This window comes from Comamonas jiangduensis (assembly GCF_030162955.1).
Classification (GTDB): Bacteria; Pseudomonadota; Gammaproteobacteria; order Burkholderiales; family Burkholderiaceae_C; genus Comamonas; species Comamonas jiangduensis.
Genome location: NZ_JARXOV010000016.1, coordinates 1 through 17,170 on the forward strand (window position 1 = coordinate 1; position 17,170 = coordinate 17,170).

The 17,170-nt window shown below is 50.6% G+C and carries 16 protein-coding genes and 2 tRNA genes; 9 read left to right on the forward strand and 9 right to left on the reverse strand.

What is annotated here, in order from left to right:
* The coding region (locus QEP12_RS12590; RefSeq protein WP_284214479.1) for a hypothetical protein at positions 1–321 on the forward strand (321 nt) is incomplete at its 5' end.
* 387 nt (positions 322–708) lie between these two features.
* Here the strand turns inward: QEP12_RS12590 and QEP12_RS12595 are convergent.
* Positions 709–1,560 carry a LysR substrate-binding domain-containing protein gene (locus QEP12_RS12595; RefSeq protein WP_284214480.1) on the reverse strand — a complete coding sequence of 284 codons (852 nt, stop codon included), beginning with the start codon at positions 1,558–1,560 and terminating at the stop codon, positions 709–711.
* Between the two features lie 146 nt (positions 1,561–1,706).
* Here QEP12_RS12595 and phnD point away from each other — a divergent pair, with 146 nt between their 5' ends.
* The 5 genes from phnD (at position 1,707) to phnX (ending at position 6,443) form a co-directional block, all read left to right on the forward strand.
* Positions 1,707–2,579: a phosphonate ABC transporter substrate-binding protein gene (gene phnD, locus QEP12_RS12600; protein WP_284214481.1), complete on the forward strand. Its 873-nt coding sequence runs from the start codon at positions 1,707–1,709 to the stop codon at positions 2,577–2,579.
* Positions 2,576–3,463: a phosphonate ABC transporter ATP-binding protein gene (gene phnC, locus QEP12_RS12605; protein WP_174864070.1), complete on the forward strand. Its 888-nt coding sequence runs from the start codon at positions 2,576–2,578 to the stop codon at positions 3,461–3,463. Before phnD ends, phnC begins: the two co-directional genes overlap by 4 nt.
* Positions 3,463–4,302 (forward strand): phosphonate ABC transporter, permease protein PhnE, encoded by an 840-nt coding sequence (phnE, locus tag QEP12_RS12610; protein WP_174864069.1) that lies wholly within the window; start codon positions 3,463–3,465, stop codon positions 4,300–4,302. The genes phnC and phnE overlap by 1 nt, the downstream gene beginning before the upstream one ends.
* A gap of 127 nt (positions 4,303–4,429) precedes the next feature.
* Positions 4,430–5,536 (forward strand): iron-containing alcohol dehydrogenase PsrA, encoded by a 1,107-nt coding sequence (psrA, locus tag QEP12_RS12615; RefSeq protein WP_284214482.1) that lies wholly within the window; start codon positions 4,430–4,432, stop codon positions 5,534–5,536.
* A gap of 40 nt (positions 5,537–5,576) precedes the next feature.
* Complete coding sequence (phnX, locus tag QEP12_RS12620; protein WP_284214483.1) at positions 5,577–6,443, forward strand: phosphonoacetaldehyde hydrolase; 867 nt, start codon at positions 5,577–5,579, stop codon at positions 6,441–6,443.
* A gap of 255 nt (positions 6,444–6,698) precedes the next feature.
* Here phnX and QEP12_RS12625 read toward each other — a convergent pair whose 3' ends face one another.
* The 5 genes from QEP12_RS12625 to QEP12_RS12645 are packed head-to-tail and all read right to left on the reverse strand — an operon-like array spanning position 6,699 to position 11,555.
* Positions 6,699–7,496, reverse strand: coding sequence for an SDR family NAD(P)-dependent oxidoreductase (locus QEP12_RS12625; RefSeq protein ID WP_284214484.1), 798 nt, complete (start codon positions 7,494–7,496; stop codon positions 6,699–6,701).
* A 26-nt stretch (positions 7,497–7,522) separates the two neighbouring features.
* Entirely contained in the window at positions 7,523–8,242 is a 720-nt protein-coding gene (locus QEP12_RS12630) for an SDR family oxidoreductase (protein ID WP_174863895.1), read from the reverse strand.
* A gap of 1 nt (position 8,243) precedes the next feature.
* Complete coding sequence (locus QEP12_RS12635; RefSeq protein WP_174863893.1) at positions 8,244–9,029, reverse strand: citryl-CoA lyase; 786 nt, start codon at positions 9,027–9,029, stop codon at positions 8,244–8,246.
* A gap of 13 nt (positions 9,030–9,042) precedes the next feature.
* A complete protein-coding gene (locus QEP12_RS12640) occupies positions 9,043–10,551 on the reverse strand; it encodes a class I adenylate-forming enzyme family protein (RefSeq protein WP_174863892.1) in 1,509 nt (502 codons plus the stop codon).
* Between the two features lie 14 nt (positions 10,552–10,565).
* Positions 10,566–11,555 carry a Bug family tripartite tricarboxylate transporter substrate binding protein gene (locus QEP12_RS12645; RefSeq protein ID WP_174863890.1) on the reverse strand — a complete coding sequence of 330 codons (990 nt, stop codon included), beginning with the start codon at positions 11,553–11,555 and terminating at the stop codon, positions 10,566–10,568.
* 68 nt (positions 11,556–11,623) lie between these two features.
* On the opposite strand from QEP12_RS12645, the gene QEP12_RS12650 reads away from it, so the two are divergent.
* Together QEP12_RS12650 and QEP12_RS12655 are read left to right on the forward strand one after the other, a co-directional pair.
* Positions 11,624–12,427 carry an IclR family transcriptional regulator gene (locus QEP12_RS12650; protein WP_174863888.1) on the forward strand — a complete coding sequence of 268 codons (804 nt, stop codon included), beginning with the start codon at positions 11,624–11,626 and terminating at the stop codon, positions 12,425–12,427.
* A gap of 374 nt (positions 12,428–12,801) precedes the next feature.
* Complete coding sequence (locus QEP12_RS12655; RefSeq protein ID WP_431308088.1) at positions 12,802–13,320, forward strand: DUF6933 domain-containing protein; 519 nt, start codon at positions 12,802–12,804, stop codon at positions 13,318–13,320.
* A gap of 118 nt (positions 13,321–13,438) precedes the next feature.
* On the opposite strand, the gene QEP12_RS12660 is transcribed toward QEP12_RS12655, so the two are convergent.
* Together QEP12_RS12660 and QEP12_RS12665 are read right to left on the reverse strand one after the other, a co-directional pair.
* Positions 13,439–13,515, reverse strand: a tRNA-Pro gene (locus tag QEP12_RS12660).
* A 122-nt stretch (positions 13,516–13,637) separates the two neighbouring features.
* Positions 13,638–14,807, reverse strand: a complete 1,170-nt coding sequence (locus QEP12_RS12665) for a tyrosine-type recombinase/integrase (protein ID WP_284214486.1) — start codon at positions 14,805–14,807, stop codon at positions 13,638–13,640.
* A gap of 66 nt (positions 14,808–14,873) precedes the next feature.
* Between QEP12_RS12665 and QEP12_RS12670 the strand changes: the two genes are divergently transcribed.
* Positions 14,874–14,980, forward strand: a tRNA-Val gene (locus tag QEP12_RS12670).
* A gap of 280 nt (positions 14,981–15,260) precedes the next feature.
* Here QEP12_RS12670 and QEP12_RS12675 read toward each other — a convergent pair.
* Positions 15,261–17,075 (reverse strand): phosphoethanolamine transferase, encoded by a 1,815-nt coding sequence (locus tag QEP12_RS12675; RefSeq protein WP_174862629.1) that lies wholly within the window; start codon positions 17,073–17,075, stop codon positions 15,261–15,263.
* Between the last annotated feature and the right edge of the window lie 95 nt (positions 17,076–17,170).

Consider the following 17,170-nt stretch of genomic DNA (forward strand, 5'->3'; position numbering starts at 1 on the left):
CTCTGTGTAAAGATTGCGGAAGAGCGCATCACACAGCGTATGCTGGAAAAACAAAAATTGTTTGATCCTGCACATCCTCACCACAGTCTGCTCAAGGAATTTCTTCTCCCTTGGGACTGGGTATCTACAGACCAAATTCCAGAGCGTGAGTTTATCGATTGCTCAACTAAGTTAGTTGAATCAGTTGCATTAGATCCTCGCTGCCCACCACACAAGGCTCGATTCATTTCAGCATGGTTTCGTGAGCGTGGTATTCGGGTAGATAACTCAACATGTTTTGGGTATCTGCCCAATACTTTTTCAGTATTTCCCGATAAGTGACCCTTGCCTAGAGTGGGTTTAACTAAATTTCTTTGTCTGACTACCTTATAAATTTGACCTCGAAAACCAGAACTGGAAGTCAGCTTTGGGTCGATAGCACCCTTCGATACATGCCAAAGCGGTCGCTCGGCCTGAGTTAGTTTTTAGTGACAGCTTTTAGGCGTGGAGCGGACCTACAAGGAAGACACAGTCGACTGACGGGTTTGGGCGGCAGCAGTCGCTGAACTTGCAGAACTGACCGGCTGCAACCAGCCTAAAACCGACTTTCAGATGCCTACTTCTGCTTTGCAGCGGTTGCTGCCGGTCATGCATGCAAATCGCACTTCCGATTTCAGCCAGATAGCCGTCATCCCTCTCTAGGGCATGCTGGTCGATTTACGTCTTTTTTTAAAAAGATTTCATAAATGAGCGAACCAGCAAGCTGTCACTACGTTCTTTCATGCAGTACACATAGGTTGTGGTTTTGGCTGGGTTGCCTGCTATTCGGACTGGGGTTAAACAAGGATCGGCGACAAATTCAGCTTCAGATACTGCACCGATACCGAGCCCGCGAATGACTGCTTCTCGTATGGCTTCGCGGCTACCGATTTCCAACCCAAGCTGTGGACGTACGCCTGCTTCATTCAGTACTTTCTCTACAGCAGAGCGGGTGGTCGAGCCTTGTTCGCGCAGCAACAGTGGCTGTCCATTCAGTTCTTGGATGTCTATTTGGTGGCGTTGGGCAAAAGGATGACTGTTGTGCACGAACAAGATGATGGCGTGTTGAGCATATTCACATGCCTCTAGCTCCGGGCGCTGGTATAGGCCCGCTAGCACCGCAATATCCGTGGTGTAGCTCTCTAGGTCATGGAGCACTTGTTGAGAGTTGCCCATGCGGATAGACAACTGCATACCTGGGTAGCGTGCACGGTAAGAAGCTAGCATCTCTATGACGTGAAATGGCCCAACTGCGCCAATTTTTAGCTCTCCTTGATTGAGCTTGCCACTATCACGCAGAAAAAAATCTGCCTCAGATTCAACTGCAATTAATTTTTGAGCGAGAGCTAGAAATTTACGACCTGCTCCTGTAAGCGCCATGCGATACCCCTGGCGGTGAAACAGTTCAATTTGGCTTTGTCGCTCCAGCGTTGCAATTTGGCTAGAGACAGTGGGCTGGCTGACTCCTAAAGCGCGAGCTGCGGCACTAAGGCTGCCTTGCTGAGCAACAGCAACAAATGCGCGATAACGGGCAGTACTCATGGGATTCTCATCTCAAGGCTTGATCTATAGAAGGTGTCAAAACTGATTTTGAAACCTTCACATGTCAGTCATATGTCTTGCCTAGCATTCAATCCATCGCAATACACACCGTGCTGCGAACAATCCAAATGCAAAGGATGACTTCCATGAAGATGACCCGTAAAGCTTGGCTCAAAACTTCCATCGCTTCTTTGATGCTCGCTGCAACCGGTGCTACTTGGGCTCAAAGCAATGAACTGCGTGTTGGCCTAATTCCATCCGAAGATGCACACGCAATGATTGAAGCCAGCCAGCAAGTAATGGATCAACTGGCCGCTAAAACAGGTATGAAGGTTAAGCCCTTCGTAGCTAATGACTACAACGGTGTTATTGAAGCTTTGCGATCTGGCAAGTTAGATATCGCTTACTTGGGTCCCTTTTCCTATGTACTGGCCCATGAATTGGCAAATGCAGAAGCTTTTGCAGTTGCTGTGACCAAGAAAACGGGGCGTAGCGCTTACCAAAGCAAAGTAATCGCTCGCAAAGATAAGGGTTTGCAATCGTTGGATCACTTGAAAGGCCGTACCTTCGCATTTGTGGATCCAAGCTCTGCCTCTGGACATTTGTTTCCAAAAGCAGGCTTGATGGCATCGGGATTTGATGTGGACAAAGGCTTCTCCCGTGTCATTTTCTCTGGGTCACACGATGCAAGCATCATGGCGGTAGCGAATAACAAAGTGGATGCAGCCGCAGTTGCAGACCGGATTTTTGACTCCGCCGTCAAGAAAGGCTTGATCAAAAGCGAAGACTTCACTGTGATCTGGCACTCAAAGCCTATCCCTGAATCTCCCATGGTCTGGCGCAAAAGTCTTGATGAAGCGACCAAGCAAAAAGTTGCTGCAGCAATGGCTGACATCAAAAACTTGCCTTGGGGTGACCAAGGCATGCTCGATGGATTTGCACCCACCAATGATCAGGCTTATGACGTAGTGCGCCAAACTGCGAAGGCCCTGAATCTGGATCTAGGGAAAATGAAATGATCAAGATTCGCGATCTGCGAAAGAGCTATGGCAGCAATCATGTGCTACATGGCATTGACTTGGATGTCAAAGCTGGCGAATTTGTGGTCATGCTGGGTTTATCTGGTGCGGGTAAATCTACCTTGCTGCGCTGTATGAATGGCCTCAATCAAGCTGACAGCGGTACGTTACAGGTTGGCGGTATTGACTTGATGCAAAAACACTCTCGACGCGAACTAGCTCGCCATGTCGCAATGGTGTTTCAGCACCATAACCTTGTGCAGCGTCTTTCAGTTCGAAAGAACGTGTTGACTGGCCGCTTAGGGCAAGTTGGCACGTTCGCATCCATGATGCAGATGTTCAAGCACAGCGATATCACCCTGGCAAACGAATGCTTAGAGCGCGTAGGGTTGGCCCACAAAGCTGATGAGCGTACAGAAGCGCTATCTGGTGGACAAATGCAACGCGTTGGTATTGCCCGTGCATTGGCCCAGCAGCCGAATGTGATCTTGGCTGATGAGCCCGTAGCCAGTTTGGATCCCAAAACAGCACGCAGCGTCTTGCAGTATCTGAGGGATGCCACGCGTGAAATGGGTATCGCTGTAGTTTGCAATCTGCACCAAGTGGACTATGCCAAAGAGTTTGGTGATCGCGTAGTGGGTCTTGCCCAGGGGCGTATAGTTTTCAATGATGTTCCCGCAGCACTAGATGCCAAGGCACTGGATGCGATTTATCACGATGCTGATGCACAACACAGAACTGAAGTAACTGCGGATGCAGTGCATCTTGTCTCTGACTATCAGGAGCACATGACATCGCCACAGTCTTTGTACGGTGCGGGCAATTGGGTCCCTGTTACAGGTGGTGCAACACACGCTGTGGCTGTGAATGAGAGGGTAATGTGATGGGAGCTCCACGCATACATAACACCCATGATCGTTGGGTTTGGACAGCAGGCCGCCCAGAGACAACAGGTAGCTGGGTCGCCTATTCAGCCTTGGCATTAGCGATTGGGTGGCTCTTGCACTGGAGCGCCGGCGGCGCACAGATGAGTTGGAGTGAGTTGGCAGGTGGAATGCCGCAGATTGGTGATTTTTTGTCTAGATCCGTTCCTCCGGACTTAAACATCTTGCCTCGCTTGTGGGCTCCCGCTCTCGAAACCATTCAAATCGCTATCTGGGGAACTTTGCTCAGTGTGTTGTTAGCGTTGCCTCTTTCGTTCATTGCTGCCAGCAATTTGCACAGTTGGAACTGGCTTCGTAGAGTGACACGCCAGTTTATGAATGTGATTCGCAGCATCAATGAACTGATTTTGGCACTGGTGTTTGTGTCTGCCGTAGGTTTGGGCCCATTCCCAGGCGTGCTTGCCCTGGCATTGCACGGTATGGGAATGCTCGGTAAGTTCTTTGCTGAAGCCATTGAAGAGATTGACGATGGACCACTACAAGCACTTCGCAGTGCTGGAGCGAGCCAACTTCAAATCATTGCATTTGGTGTTGTTCCTCAAGTCATTACTGCATGGATTGCGGTGATCCTCTACCGCTTTGAGGTCAACCTGCGCTCAGCCACTGTGCTTGGGATGGTCGGGGCTGGTGGATTAGGCTTTGAACTGGTCAGCAGTCTCAAGCTGTTCCGTTACCAAGAAACTGCAACCTGCATCATCGTAATCACCATCATGGTCATTACTGCAGATATGGTTTCTAACTGGCTACGCAGCCGTATTCAACAAGGTACACGCCACTGATTTAGCTGGCTGAGCCACCAAGGGTGCGCTGTCCGGCGCACCTCATTCAAACAACAAAACTAGCTGTGCGCTGCAATTTTTAGGCGCAGGGCTAGTTGCACCCTCAATATTCGGAAAGACTCTTGCTGTGTGGAATTATCACAACCCAGTGCATGTCACTACAGGCATCAATAGCTTGAACAAGCTACCAGCTTTGCTTGCTGGTCGAGGTTTCCTTTTGGTGACGTTTCCTGAGGCACAAGCACTTGGTATCGTGGATCGGGTTCGCGTATTGCTAGGCTCACAACTGCGTGGTGTGATTGACACCATTCAGCCCAATCCCGATGTGCAATGGCTGGCCCCGTTGTATGAAAAAGTGCAGCACGACTATGCCGATGTTCCAGTCATTGTGGCCTTAGGTGGCGGTAGTGCGATTGATTCTGCAAAAGCGTTGCTCTGTGCAACCCCTAACGGCAAGTTCGAAGAGCTGCTAGAGGTACTGGAACAAGGAAGTCAACTGCCTGCGACCAGTGATGACATTGCGCATAAAGCACTGATCGCAATACCAACCACTGCAGGCACCGGCAGTGAAGTGACCCCTTGGGCCACTATTTGGGATCAAGTGGGTAGCCGCAAGCATTCACTGCACCAAGCTTGCACTTGGCCTGAAGCAGCCATCATCGATGCAGCACTGATGGCCAGCTTGCCTGCTGGAGCCACCTTAGCCTCCGGCTTGGATGCGCTGTCCCATGCATTGGAGTCGATTTGGAATATCAATCGAAACCCAGTCTCCATGGCACTGGCCGTGCAAGCTGCCCGCCAAGTCATGGTGGCATTGCCCGCGCTCATGAGCGATCTTGGCAATCTGCAACTGCGCGGTGACATGGCCCAGGCAGCCTTGCTGGCTGGGTTCGCTTTCTCCAACACCAAAACAGCACTGGCGCATTCGCTGTCTTATGACATCACGCTCCATCACGGCGTGCCACACGGTATCGCTTGCTCATTCAGCTTGCCATTGATTCTGGGGATGGCATTGGGCAGTGATGCACAAGTAGATGCAGCACTGCTCTCGATCTTTGACACGTCCACTCCCGCAATTGCGCAACAAAGGTTGAGTGACTTTCTGCAATCACTTGGCGTTGCAACTGACCCAACGCAGTACGGCGTACAGCCCCAGGAATGGAATGCGATGGTCAACAAGGCCGCAAATGGTCCACGAGGGCGCAACTTTATTCGCAGCGTGGCCAGTGCTTGAAAGCCACGGCATTTGTAGCAACAACTTGGAAGAAAAAATCATGAACGCCATCACTGCCACTGAAATTCAAATGATCGATGCGCAAACTGTTGACCTATCGCCTTTGCAAGCCGTCATTTTTGACTGGGCTGGAACACTGGTCGACTTTGGATCTTTAGCTCCTACTCAGATATTTGTAGAAGCTTTTGCCACATTTGGCATCCACATCACCCTGGAGCAAGCACGGGGGCCCATGGGCCTGTCCAAGTGGGACCATATTCACCAATTGCTGCAAGATCCATCTATTGCTGCGCAGTGGCTCAGCACATTTGGCAAGGAACCTAGCAGTACAGATGTAGATGCCATCTACGCCCGCTTCATGCCGATGCAAATAGCCAAGGTAGGCGAATTTTCTGCACCCATTGACGGAGCAATTCAAGTCTTGCAATGGCTGCGAGCTAATGGTCTCAAAGTGGGTTCATGTTCTGGCTACCCCAGAGAAGTTCTCAATCAATTGTTACCACAAGCAGCCAAAGCAGGGATTGCGCCAGACCATGTCATTGCCGGTGATGAGCTTGCCGCTGGAGGCAGACCAGGTCCGTATATGGCCTTAGCCAATGTACTAGCACTGGGCATTGGTGATGTGCGTGCTTGTGTCAAAGTTGATGACACCGTACCGGGCATTGAGGAAGGGCTTAATGCCGGTATGTGGACCATCGGCTTAAGCCTGTCTGGCAATGAAGTTGGTTATAGCAAAGAGGAATACGCGAAAGCCAGTGCTGCAGAAGTAGATGCCAGAGTGTCAGCAGCAGAAGCCAAGCTGAAAAAATCAGGTGCACATTATGTTGTGCGTAGTATTGCGGACTTACCGCCTGTTTTGTCTGATATCTCAGGCCGTATGCGCAGAGGCGAAATGCCATCTGCTTAAACAATTAGCTTTAACCAAGCCCTAGCCTGAAGCCGACCCTTATATCTAGGGTCGGCTTTGCAGCGATAAAAGACAACCACATCTGCAAACGCAAGGGCAGGTTTCTGCCAGCTATCGGTCATCCATAGATAACAAAGACTAATCGATTTATTCCACAACGTGGAATAAATCGACTCACTGATATTCGCATTGGTGATTATTCCATGCTGGTTTATTTGAATAAAGATTTCATAACGCAGGGCTCTGAGAAATTCACTAAACGTATTTTCCGGTTAGTCCTCCGTCTATCAGAAGTTCAGTGCCAGTGACATAACTTGCAGCGTCAGAAGCCAGAAATGCACAAGCGTTTGCCACCTCCCAAGGGGTACCCATGCGTTGTAGCGGCACCTGCCGAGCACGCGCTGCCTTTGCATTTTCTAAGTCATTAGAAAAAACATGCGATACATTGGCTGCCACGCGCGGAGTGTCTATCAAGCCAGGCACCACCGTATTGGCACGAATACCGTGGGGAGCATACTGTTGCGCAATCATTCGTGTCATTTGAATGACGGCAGCCTTAGTCGTGCAATACGCTAAATGTGGATAGCCTAAGTAACGAAGACCTGCCACAGAAGCTATTGAGATGATCGCGCCAGTGCTGCGCTCAACCATACTGGGCAGCACAGCTTTGCAACACAACATGAGACTTTTGACATTGATTGCATGAATGCGATCCAAATCTTCAGAACTTGTCTCAATAGGCCCACCTGTCTTGCCGATACCTACATTGTGATGAAGTACGTCCAAAGGTGGGTGTTGCTCACTCAATATACGAAAGGTGTTAACAATTTCTTCCTCGTGCGCCATATCAGCCTGATAAGCATAGGCAGTGCCACCCTCATCTCGGATGAGTTGAACCGTCTCCTGAGCTGAGGATAGGTCGCGATCAAGTACACACACCCTAGCACCCAAGCGGGCATAGGTCACGCATGAGGCACGTCCAATACTCATACCTGGTGCAACAGAGCCTCCACCAGCGACAACTATAGTTTTGTCGGTCAGGTCCCAAGGCATGCCAAGTCTATGTTCTGTAGTACCAATCATGATGCAAGCCCGACTGTCATTCCGCCGCATACATAAACGACCTGGCCGGTAACAAATCCAGCTCGGATGTCTAGCAGTGATGCCACTATATGGGCTACCTCTGATGGCAGTCCCATACGGCCCAGCGGTATCGTTTCAAGAATGCGCTTCGTCTTACTCTCTCCAGGCGGATTAACGCGGGTAAACAATTCTGTAGCAATAGGCCCAGGACCCACGGCATTCACTGTTATTCCATGCATCCCAGATTCCAGCGCTAGTGCCTTGGTAAAACCGTGCAATGCTGCCTTGCTCGATGCATAGGCAATACGTTCGGTCTTACCTAAGGCAGCGCGACTGGTGATATTAACTATTCGGCCATTCCCGCTTGCTTTCATACCAGGCATGAGAGCTTGAGCACAAATTATCGAGGCAGAGAGGTTTACCTCGATCACTGCACGCAGGTCATCAGTAGTTATGTCCTCGATAGGCTGTGGACGCACAATGCCTGCATTGTTCACTAGCCGGGTTATTGGCCCATCTGCTAACGCTTTTCTTAGCGCTTCACGCAGTGCCGCTTCGTTGCTGACATCAACAAAAAAATACTGCTCACCTGGGAGTAACCGCTCTGGAGGTTTCAGATCGAAGTTGACTATCTGATAGCCATCCTCGGATAAACGCTCAATCACAGCGCGCCCAATACCTTGGCTACCACCGGAGACTAAAACACGGACGCCCACGTTAAGCCTCCATAGCCGAATCCGGACTTACAAAGGGTATTGCATGTTCTACTGTCTCCCAAATGAAGCGCCCCGACGGATCACGTTGCTCCTCCATGATGTGTGCAACCAGTCCTGCCGCGCGCGAAATCACTGCAAAGCCACGCATGAGGGCTGTTGGCACCTCAATCTCACCGAGTAACGCTGCAACAGCACCTGTCGCGTTAATAGTGATAGCACGACCGGCTACCTCGTCGACCGCGCTCGACAGCGTTTCAAGCGCACGGATGCGGATGCCCTGCAATTCCGGCTCGGCTCGCCCCAATTCCAGTAGCTTATAAGCACGAGGATCAACAGGCTTGTGAAGATGATGGCCAAACCCGGGTACCGGTGATTTGAGCGCCTTGTATTTACGTGCAATTTCTAATGCCTCGGCGTACGCATCAGGCGCTGCGATGATGCGATCAAGTAGCCTTGAGCAGTTCTCCATTGTTCCAACAAAAGAGCTACCTACGGCGAGCAGTCCGGCTGACACCGCACCTTGCAGATTCTCCGGGGCGCTCATGTAAATCAATCGTGTAGCAATGGCGCTCGGGGTGAGGCCGTGCTCCATCAGCACGACGAGCACTACGTCTGTAATTCGGATGTCTACCTGCCGTGGCTTGCGACCTAAAATTTGCATGAGCATGACTTCCGTGAAGGTTGTTCTACCCATAAGGTCTTCGACCAAGTTTGCGTTGCCATAAGACAGGCTGGTTAGTGTGTGTGTGCAGAGACTGGTAGAGGGATTTTTTTTCAGTGTTGTCATACAAATTTTGAATTCAAAGTTGTCCTGCCAGCGCCATGTCACGAACGGTGTTTTTTAGTACTTTGCCCACCGGAGAACGCGGTAGATCGTTTACGAAATGGATGCTCTTTGGCGTTTGCACAGGTCCCAGTAGTTGGCGTACAAAAGCAGTCAGTTCAGCTTCACTGACTTTTTGCCCTGGTCTCAGTTGGACTGCAGCATTTACGCTCTCTCCCCATTTGTCATCTGGGATACCGAATACCGTGGATTCATGCACTGCAGGATGTTGAGAAAGCGCGTTTTCCACCTCGATCGGGTAGACGTTGAATCCACCTGTAATAACCATGTCTTTGAGCCTATCCCTCAAATAGAGATAGCCACGCTCATCGAACAATCCGCGGTCACCTGTGTGCAACCATCCATCCACTAAAGTCTCTGCAGTCTTTTCAGGCATTGCCCAGTAGCCAGTCATCACTAATGGCCCTCGGGCAACGACTTCTCCAACCTCTCCTGGAGGCAAAAGTGTGCCGTCCGGAGCCATGATGGCTACATCGCTATACCATGTACGTTGTCCCACTGCAGCCCAGTTTGCCTCGTCTTGAAAATCTTCGGGGCGCATTACAGTCAGAATCTGCGGAGCTTCTGTTTGTCCGTAAGTCGTGCCTAAAACAGGACCGAAGAATTTCCGCACTTCGCGTATTTTTTCGGGTGGCATGGGCGCTCCACCGTAAATAAGGCGCTTAAGTTGGGGAAAATCGGCGCGGCTAACACCCTCAAGTCCCATCAGCATGTATACCAATGTAGGAGGCATGAAGCACACTGTCCCGCCACGGTACTTGAATGCATCACGTACCGCTGATGCACCAACGCCATCCATGATGATGTGGCAGCCTCCTTGAGCCAAAATCGGTAACACATAGGTCGATGTTCCATGTGTGATAGGGGCTGCCATTACATAACGGTCATTTTCGTCGAATGACCAAGCATGGATTTGGTTAACGATGTTAGCCATCCAAGCGCGATAGGGTTGCATCACTCCTTTGGGGATACCTGTAGTACCTCCAGTGAACTTGATTGCTTGCGTGGCATTTTCATCTAAGGAAAATTTAGGTGTACCAGCATCGATGTGGGTTCGAATCAGGTCATCTACAGACGTTTTCCCTGCACCTGTAGTACCTATGAAAATTCTTTGCGCCCGTTCTTCAGTTACTAATGCCTCATAGTTCTCCTCAATCAGTAAGATGCTGGCCTCAATGGTGTCTGTAATTCGACGAATCTCGGTAGATGTGCTTTTGGGATTCAATGGAACCCATACCTTGCCACAGGCTAATACTGCTAGAAGTGCGACGATGTGCTCTGCGCTATTAGAGGCGCAAATACCAACACGCGATTGTGGCGTTGGATCACAATGCATTAGTCCAGCGGCAACAGCACGCACTCGTTCAGCTAAAACTCGATAGCTGATGAATTCATTTGGCGTTTCGATAGCGATCCGGTCAGGCCACCGTTGTGCCGCACGCCAGAAAAAATCAATAGGATACATAGCTCTCTCAATACTTAATCAGCTTTTGCACCAGAAGCCTTTACCACTTCGTGCCAGCTTTTTAATTCATCGTTAACAAACTTCTGCATGTCATCAGGGGTGCCAGGAGAAGTGGTAGCGACCATGTCCAAAAGACGTTGCTTTATGGCCGGATCATTAAGTGCAGCGTTAAGTGCTGTGTTCAGTCGATTGATCACCTGAGAAGGTGTGCCTTTAGGTGCAGACATACCAAACCATGACTGCACTTCGAACCCAGGGAAGCCTGATTCAGCAACTGTTGGCACATCGGGTAGCAAAGGAGAACGCTCTTTGCTAGTAATAGCCAATGCTCGCAACTTGCCAGCTTTGACATGAGGCATGGCCGAAGGTGAGTTATCAAACATTGATTGAACTTGACCGCCAAGCAAGTCTGATACTGCAGGAGCGCTGCCACGATACGGAACGTGAAGCATGCTCAGTCCCGTTTTCATCTTGAACATCTCACCCGAGAGATGGATTGACGACCCACTGCCAGAAGATGCAAACGTGATGCCATCCTTTGATTCTTTGGTGTACTTGATATATTCCTGTACAGATTGAACAGGTAATGACGGGTTAACTACAAGAAGGTTTGGAATCTTGGCAATGAGTCCAATTGGCTCAAAATCCTTGACAGGGTCGTAGCCAAGTTTGTTGTATAGCGAAGCATTGATGGTGTTGGCGATTGTGAACACATAAAGCGTATATCCATCAGCAGGAGAACGTGCCACGAGCTCGGCACCAACATTGCTGTTAGCACCAGCGCGGTTTTCCACTATCAGTGATTGCCCCAACTCAGTTCCCATCCGGGCTGCCACCAAACGTGCTACTACATCAGTGGCTCCGCCTGCTGCATAACCTACGACCAATTTGATAGGCTTGGTTGGCCAGTTAGTTTCGTTAGCAAAGGCTTGGCTTGTAAATGTTGCGCTAAGTGCCGCCACCATTGCTAAACAAATTTTTCTACGGTTTACGTGCTGCTTCATTTGTGTCTCCTTGATGGTTTTTTGTCTTCTAACTCAAGAGTCATTCTTTCAACGAAAGTACAAAACAAATGACTAAAAACGTCCGTACACCGGACAAAAATGCCTCAAGAAAACCCTTGTTGCCAGAGGTTTGTCAAGCCTTAGAACGGGGTTTAGAAGTGATGGATGCGATTCTTGCCGGTCCTCCTGAGGGCCTGCGAGTGGCGACGTTGTGCCGCCAGACCGGATTAGAGCGAGCGACTGTCTATCGCATATTGCATACGCTGAAAGCAGCGGGATACGTAAGCTTGATAACTCGTTTTCATTACGGCCCCGGAGAGCGCTGGAAGTCTTTAATACCACTCTCCAAGCAGCGTGAAGTTCTTGTCGAACGCTTGACCCCTGTGCTTGCGCGTGTGAGTGCAGGGTGTGGTGATGCAGCCTTTGCAGTGGTGCGCGATGGTGGTCTGTCTCATTGCATTGCGCGGCAGGTGGGTGACTATCCAGTGCAAGTTCTGGTAATCAAGGAAGGAACGCGTCAGCCACTTGGTGTCGGTGCAGCCGGTTTGGCACTGCTATCTGCATTGGACGATCGGGAAGTCGAAGCAGTCATTGAGGTGAACGCTCCCAACCTTGCGTTGTATGGCGGCATGACTCAAGAGCGACTACGAGCTTTGGTAGCAGCCACACGCGAGCGTGGTTGGTCGGTAGTAGGTAATCACGCTACGCGAGGTGTTCTTGCTGTGGGTGTAGCGGTATATGACAGGACTGGTGATGCGGTAGCAGGAATCAGTGTTGCTTCAACAGAGGCGCGAATGCCCAAGGAGCGTCAACGAGAAATTCTTCAATTGATTCGTAAGGCATTGAAAACCCACGGATTCACTGTCTACTAAGATCCTCATAGATAAAAATACTACTGAATTTATCTTGGACGGTTATCTGATAGTTAGCAGCCCGCTACAGAAACCTCAACTCAATGACCGTTTCGGGCATCAGCGGTCGTTGAGTTGCGTGAGTTGAACGACCGTAACCAGCCTTGAGCTGCCTTTCGCCACTTCCTTGGTTTGCATTCAGCTCTCCAAATCCGGATTTGCCATAATAAGTTACAGGTTGTTGATGCGCGCTGAGACACGCGCTTGATAAGAAAAGCGTCAGCTCATTGGCTCTGCCACCACCCTAAACAGGCTGGACCAGCAAGCGCCGGCGTAACGGCATAGGAGCTGCAGGCTGTGGCATTGGTGTTGTTGCCCTAAACGACTTAAACGGTATGCTCTATTTGAAATGCACAGCCGATGTGCAAAAAGCAATCGGTCTGCACAAAGACCAACTCTCGCCTACTGAGTCATCAGATGCCCCGCTGGGACATTGGATGGTCAACCGTTTTATGGTTGGGCGCAGGAAGGCATATGTCTTCATGAGCGAATCCACATTGCTGTCTTTTATTTTGCTCAGTGGCAAGGTGCCGATGACACCACAGCGTTTGCCAGATATGCTGATTGGCGGCTTGGTGCAACTGCTGCAGATGCGGGACTTGCCCGGTGATGCGATTGCACGTGCGATTGATCCGTACATTGAATTTCGTTACGCCAAAAATGACAACCGAGCAGCCATGGGTTGCATGAACGATATGGTGTGGCGCTATCAGTCCATGATTGATTACATGGGCGGGCTTGAACACTGTGACCTGACTGAGATCATCTTCAAGATGAACAAAACGCCGCAACGAACCATTGGCTGGGCGAATTCTTGGGATGTGGCTGAAAGCAAGTTGCGTACTTTGTCATAGTCAGGGCTCGTCGCTTGAGCAGCATGAAAGGGACCAAGAAGCAAATTTCTTGTTTACCCCTCAGCCCAGAAAAGACAAAAGGACTTAGCCGATCTCTCAGCTAAGTCCTTGAATCATTTGGTCGGAGCGGCGGGATTCGAACTCGCGACCCTCTGCTCCCAAAGCAGATGCGCTACCAGGCTGCGCTACGCTCCGAAAGCTGTGAATTCTAACACTCTTGCTATCAAAATTTACTCTTTGTGTGATAACGCAAGTGCTTGATTGCCGATCACCTTTCAATGAGTGTTCGATGCGTTGGCATCTCACCGAAGACTCATTCAAAGACTAAGTTTCTCCAAAGCTTGACTGGTGACTTCGTTGCGGAGGTGTCCGTAATGTTTTTCGATCATCTTCACAGAAGTACCTGATATTTGCGCAACCGTCAGCAGGTCAACACCTTGGTGTACGAGATCAGTAATGGTGGAATGTCGCAATGTATAGGTGACAGTTTCAGCAGGCAGCCCAGCATTTGCTGCTGCTACTTTGATTCGATCTTTCCAAGCGTCCTTGTGCCAAGCCTCGCCTGAGTGCTGTCGAAACAATGGAGCACTTTGGTCTGCGTTCTTCGCTTGTTCTCGACACAGTTCAAACGCTTGCTTGGAAAGTTGTATGTGTCGGTTTTCTTTGCCTTTGTCCACCGGCAGTGAAATCGTCTTGAGCTTGGCACTGAAATTAGCAACACAAAGCTTTGCTAAGTTTCCGGGGCGCAGTGGAAGTAGTGAAAGTGCTTTTAAAAAGCTCGCAAGATCGGGCGGGGCATGATCGATAAGACGCCTGCGCTGATCAATGTCTAAATAAAGCGTGCGCTGTTTGTCTGCATTCTCAACGGGCAAGAGCTTTTTCTTCCAGGCGAAGTCCGAGGTGACATGGCCATCACCATATGCATGATTGAGGGCCGCTCTGAAAGGTGTCATGTCACGGTTGAGTGTGCTTTCGCTCCTCTTTTGCCCTTTATTTTTTCCGCTAGTGACAGGACGGTCTCGCAAGCGGCGTCTCCATGCCTCAATGTGTGCAGGCGTTAGCTTGGTTAGTTCCAGATTCGCGAATTGAGCATCGTCCAACACATAGCTATCAAAGCGTGACTTGGCATCAGCCGCAGAAGACTCCTTGCCTCGGCTGATAAGGTGATCGACATAGGCACTACATGCGCTTGTAATTGTGTAAGTGCCTAATGCGCCACCTTTTCCAATGTGTGCAAACCAATCCTCAGCAGCTTTTTTCGCCAAGTCAAAGCGTTCACTGGGTGGGTATTCTGAAAAGTCACCGAGTGGCTGCCTGCGCTGTTGCCCAGAGAGTGAATCGTATGAACGAGCTGTCCAAGTCCCCTCACTGTCGGACTCCATCTTTCGATATCCCAGATAGTTCCCTTGCGAGAGTTTCATCCAGTAAGGATCACGCCTCGGAGGCAACGCTTTACGATCAACGACTTTCTGGAAGCTCTTGCTCATCACCACCTCTGGTATGAAAAAAGTATGAAAAACACATGCGCACAACAGCGCACTTTCATGGAGATAAGGTGGGGAGTCAAGAGTGATGAAGTCGTTTATTTTTTCATACTGCCTATGAAAAATCTACCTTGACATGGTGGGGGTCGTTGGTTCGAATCCAATCGCGCCTACCAAATACAAAAGCCCAGTTCTTTGAACTGGGCTTTTTCGTTGGTGTTTTAGATCTGTCTAAAACCTCTGTACATCGTATGTTGCAGAGTTTTTTTATTTCACACAGAACATTGCGGTGCAAGTTTTTTGCGTGTGGCTTGCAGGCGCCTGATGAGTGTGCTGAAGCAACACCATGACAGTTTCAATCCATCCCCATGGCAGCACCAATTATTGGTTAGCATGGAGCGAGGTGCTCGCCAGCACCTCTTCGCTTCTTCGCTGCCTCGGGGATACCTGCTTGTTTCAGGACGTGCTGGATGGTTTGCGATGCCCCGCTGACTGGTCATGGGCTTGTAAGTTGGCATTCGGTGTTCTGCAGCTTTGCAGCACATCGAGCGCGCTGTTGTAGCTGCTGCTGTGCACATCGAGCAGCCCCATGACCGTGTGATAGAAGTTGTCGTGGGTCAGTGCCTGGTCCGTGTTTTGACGCACGCAAGCTTCGTTGACCTGGGTGCGAGCCAGCAAAGACCCAGGCCACATGACCCAAGGCACATGCTTTTGCGCATCGGGCGCAATCACATAAGGCAAACCGTGCAAATACAAACCGTTTTCGCCCAAAGATTCGCCGTGGTCAGACAGGTAAATCAGGCCGGTGTCGTATTTGTCTTGCTGGTTTTTAAGCCAGTCGATGGTTCGTGCAACGAATAGGTCGGTTTCCACCATGCTGTTGTCATAGACGTTGACCAGTTGACTGCGGCTGCAGTCAGAGGTGACATGCGTGGTGCATTCTGGCTGGAAGTGCTTGCTGGGCGCAGAAGAGCGGCGGTAATAGGCGGGGCCATGGCTGCCCATCTGGTGTAACACCAGCACTGTGCCTTGGTTGTTGCCGTCGCTGGTAACGGTGTGCAGTCTGTCGTCCAGCAGTTCCACCATCAGTTGATCCAGGCATTCGCTATCTTTGCACCAGCGATGGATGGCGCTGGGGCTGGCCACCTGGTCGGTTTGTGCGTGAGAAATGCGGTTGCATACGCCTTTACAGCCCGCTTGGTTATCGAGCCAATCTACATTCAGGCCTGCCGCGTGCAAAACATCCAGCAAGTTTTCATATTCAAACTTGCGAGACTCAAAATCTTGCTTTCCGAGGTGCGAAAACATGCAGGGCACAGACGCCAAAGTATTGGTGCCGCAGGATTGCACATTGCGCCAGTTGATGACGTGACGCGCCTCCATTTCTGGGGTGGTATTGCGCGGGTAGCCATTGAGGCCAAAGTGATCGGCACGGGTGGTCTCTCCCACAATCAAGATCAACAGCGGCGGTTTGTTGGCCTGGCTGTGCGTTGACGTTGACGTTGACGTTGCGGCAAAGCCGCCAGCTTGGTAGGTGCTGCCTAGTTTCGCGTCACCGCTGATGTGTTGGAAGGTAAGTTCACGTTTGAACAAAGGCTTGAGCGTGACACTGCTGAAAGAAACAATGCTGGCAAGCGGATTGATCAGATAGCGAATTTCTGTGTGATTGCGCACCAAAGGTGCCATCGGCTTGTAAAGCAGTAGGCCGCCACCAATCATCATCGCCAAGCTGGCGGTGACCAGCAAAGCAGAGCGCCATACGTCTTTGCGCCATTGGGTGGGCTTGAGCTGAATGCCGGCATGGAGCACGGCAATAGGCAGTCCGGCATACAGCAGTACATGCAAAAGTAAACCGCTGGTCATGAGTGCAAGACCTTCGCTGGTATTCGTTTGCAGCGTGTTGCGCACCATGCTGCTGTCCATCACGATCCCGTAGTTCAGCATGAAATATTGTGCAGATGCTGCGGTGATAAGCGTAATGCTCCAACCAATACGGCGCAGCTTGGGCCACGACAGCAGCATGAACCACAAATAGGTGGCACTGGTCAGCACGAGCGCTGTCAATACCATTTCCCAGTTGCTTAAGCTTTGCTCGCTGGCGAGTGCAGACAGCTTGCGCCACCACGCTTGGTTCAGGCCCAGCGTGCACCAAAGCGCCAAGACAAGAGCCATCCAGCGAGCAGAGACCGGGTATGGGGCGAAGCGCTGTGGCCTGCGTGCAGCAGGCTGCGTATCAGGAGACAGCGGGGAAGAAGTGTGCAACTCAATCATGGGTTGCACTGTAGAAAACGTGACTGAATATCCCCTGAAGGTGGTGTTCAGCTTCTGTTCAGCTTGGAGACGGGCGCTGGGGCGCTCTACACTGC

Bases quoted from the DNA above. Each gene is read 5' to 3' on its own strand.
- QEP12_RS12650 (WP_174863888.1), top strand. From the start codon at position 11,624: ATGACTAAAAACGTCCGTACACCGGACAAAAATGCCTCAAGAAAACCC.
- QEP12_RS12675 (WP_174862629.1), bottom strand. From the start codon at position 17,075: ATGATTGAGTTGCACACTTCTTCCCCGCTGTCTCCTGATACGCAGCCT.
- phnD (WP_284214481.1), top strand. From the start codon at position 1,707: ATGAAGATGACCCGTAAAGCTTGGCTCAAAACTTCCATCGCTTCTTTG.
- QEP12_RS12640 (WP_174863892.1), bottom strand. From the start codon at position 10,551: ATGTATCCTATTGATTTTTTCTGGCGTGCGGCACAACGGTGGCCTGAC.
- phnE (WP_174864069.1), top strand. From the start codon at position 3,463: ATGGGAGCTCCACGCATACATAACACCCATGATCGTTGGGTTTGGACA.
- QEP12_RS12625 (WP_284214484.1), bottom strand. From the start codon at position 7,496: ATGCCTTGGGACCTGACCGACAAAACTATAGTTGTCGCTGGTGGAGGC.
- QEP12_RS12595 (WP_284214480.1), bottom strand. From the start codon at position 1,560: ATGAGTACTGCCCGTTATCGCGCATTTGTTGCTGTTGCTCAGCAAGGC.
- QEP12_RS12655 (WP_431308088.1), top strand. From the start codon at position 12,802: ATGCTCTATTTGAAATGCACAGCCGATGTGCAAAAAGCAATCGGTCTG.
- QEP12_RS12635 (WP_174863893.1), bottom strand. From the start codon at position 9,029: ATGACAACACTGAAAAAAAATCCCTCTACCAGTCTCTGCACACACACA.
- QEP12_RS12645 (WP_174863890.1), bottom strand. From the start codon at position 11,555: ATGAAGCAGCACGTAAACCGTAGAAAAATTTGTTTAGCAATGGTGGCG.
- QEP12_RS12665 (WP_284214486.1), bottom strand. From the start codon at position 14,807: ATGAGCAAGAGCTTCCAGAAAGTCGTTGATCGTAAAGCGTTGCCTCCG.
- phnX (WP_284214483.1), top strand. From the start codon at position 5,577: ATGAACGCCATCACTGCCACTGAAATTCAAATGATCGATGCGCAAACT.
- phnC (WP_174864070.1), top strand. From the start codon at position 2,576: ATGATCAAGATTCGCGATCTGCGAAAGAGCTATGGCAGCAATCATGTG.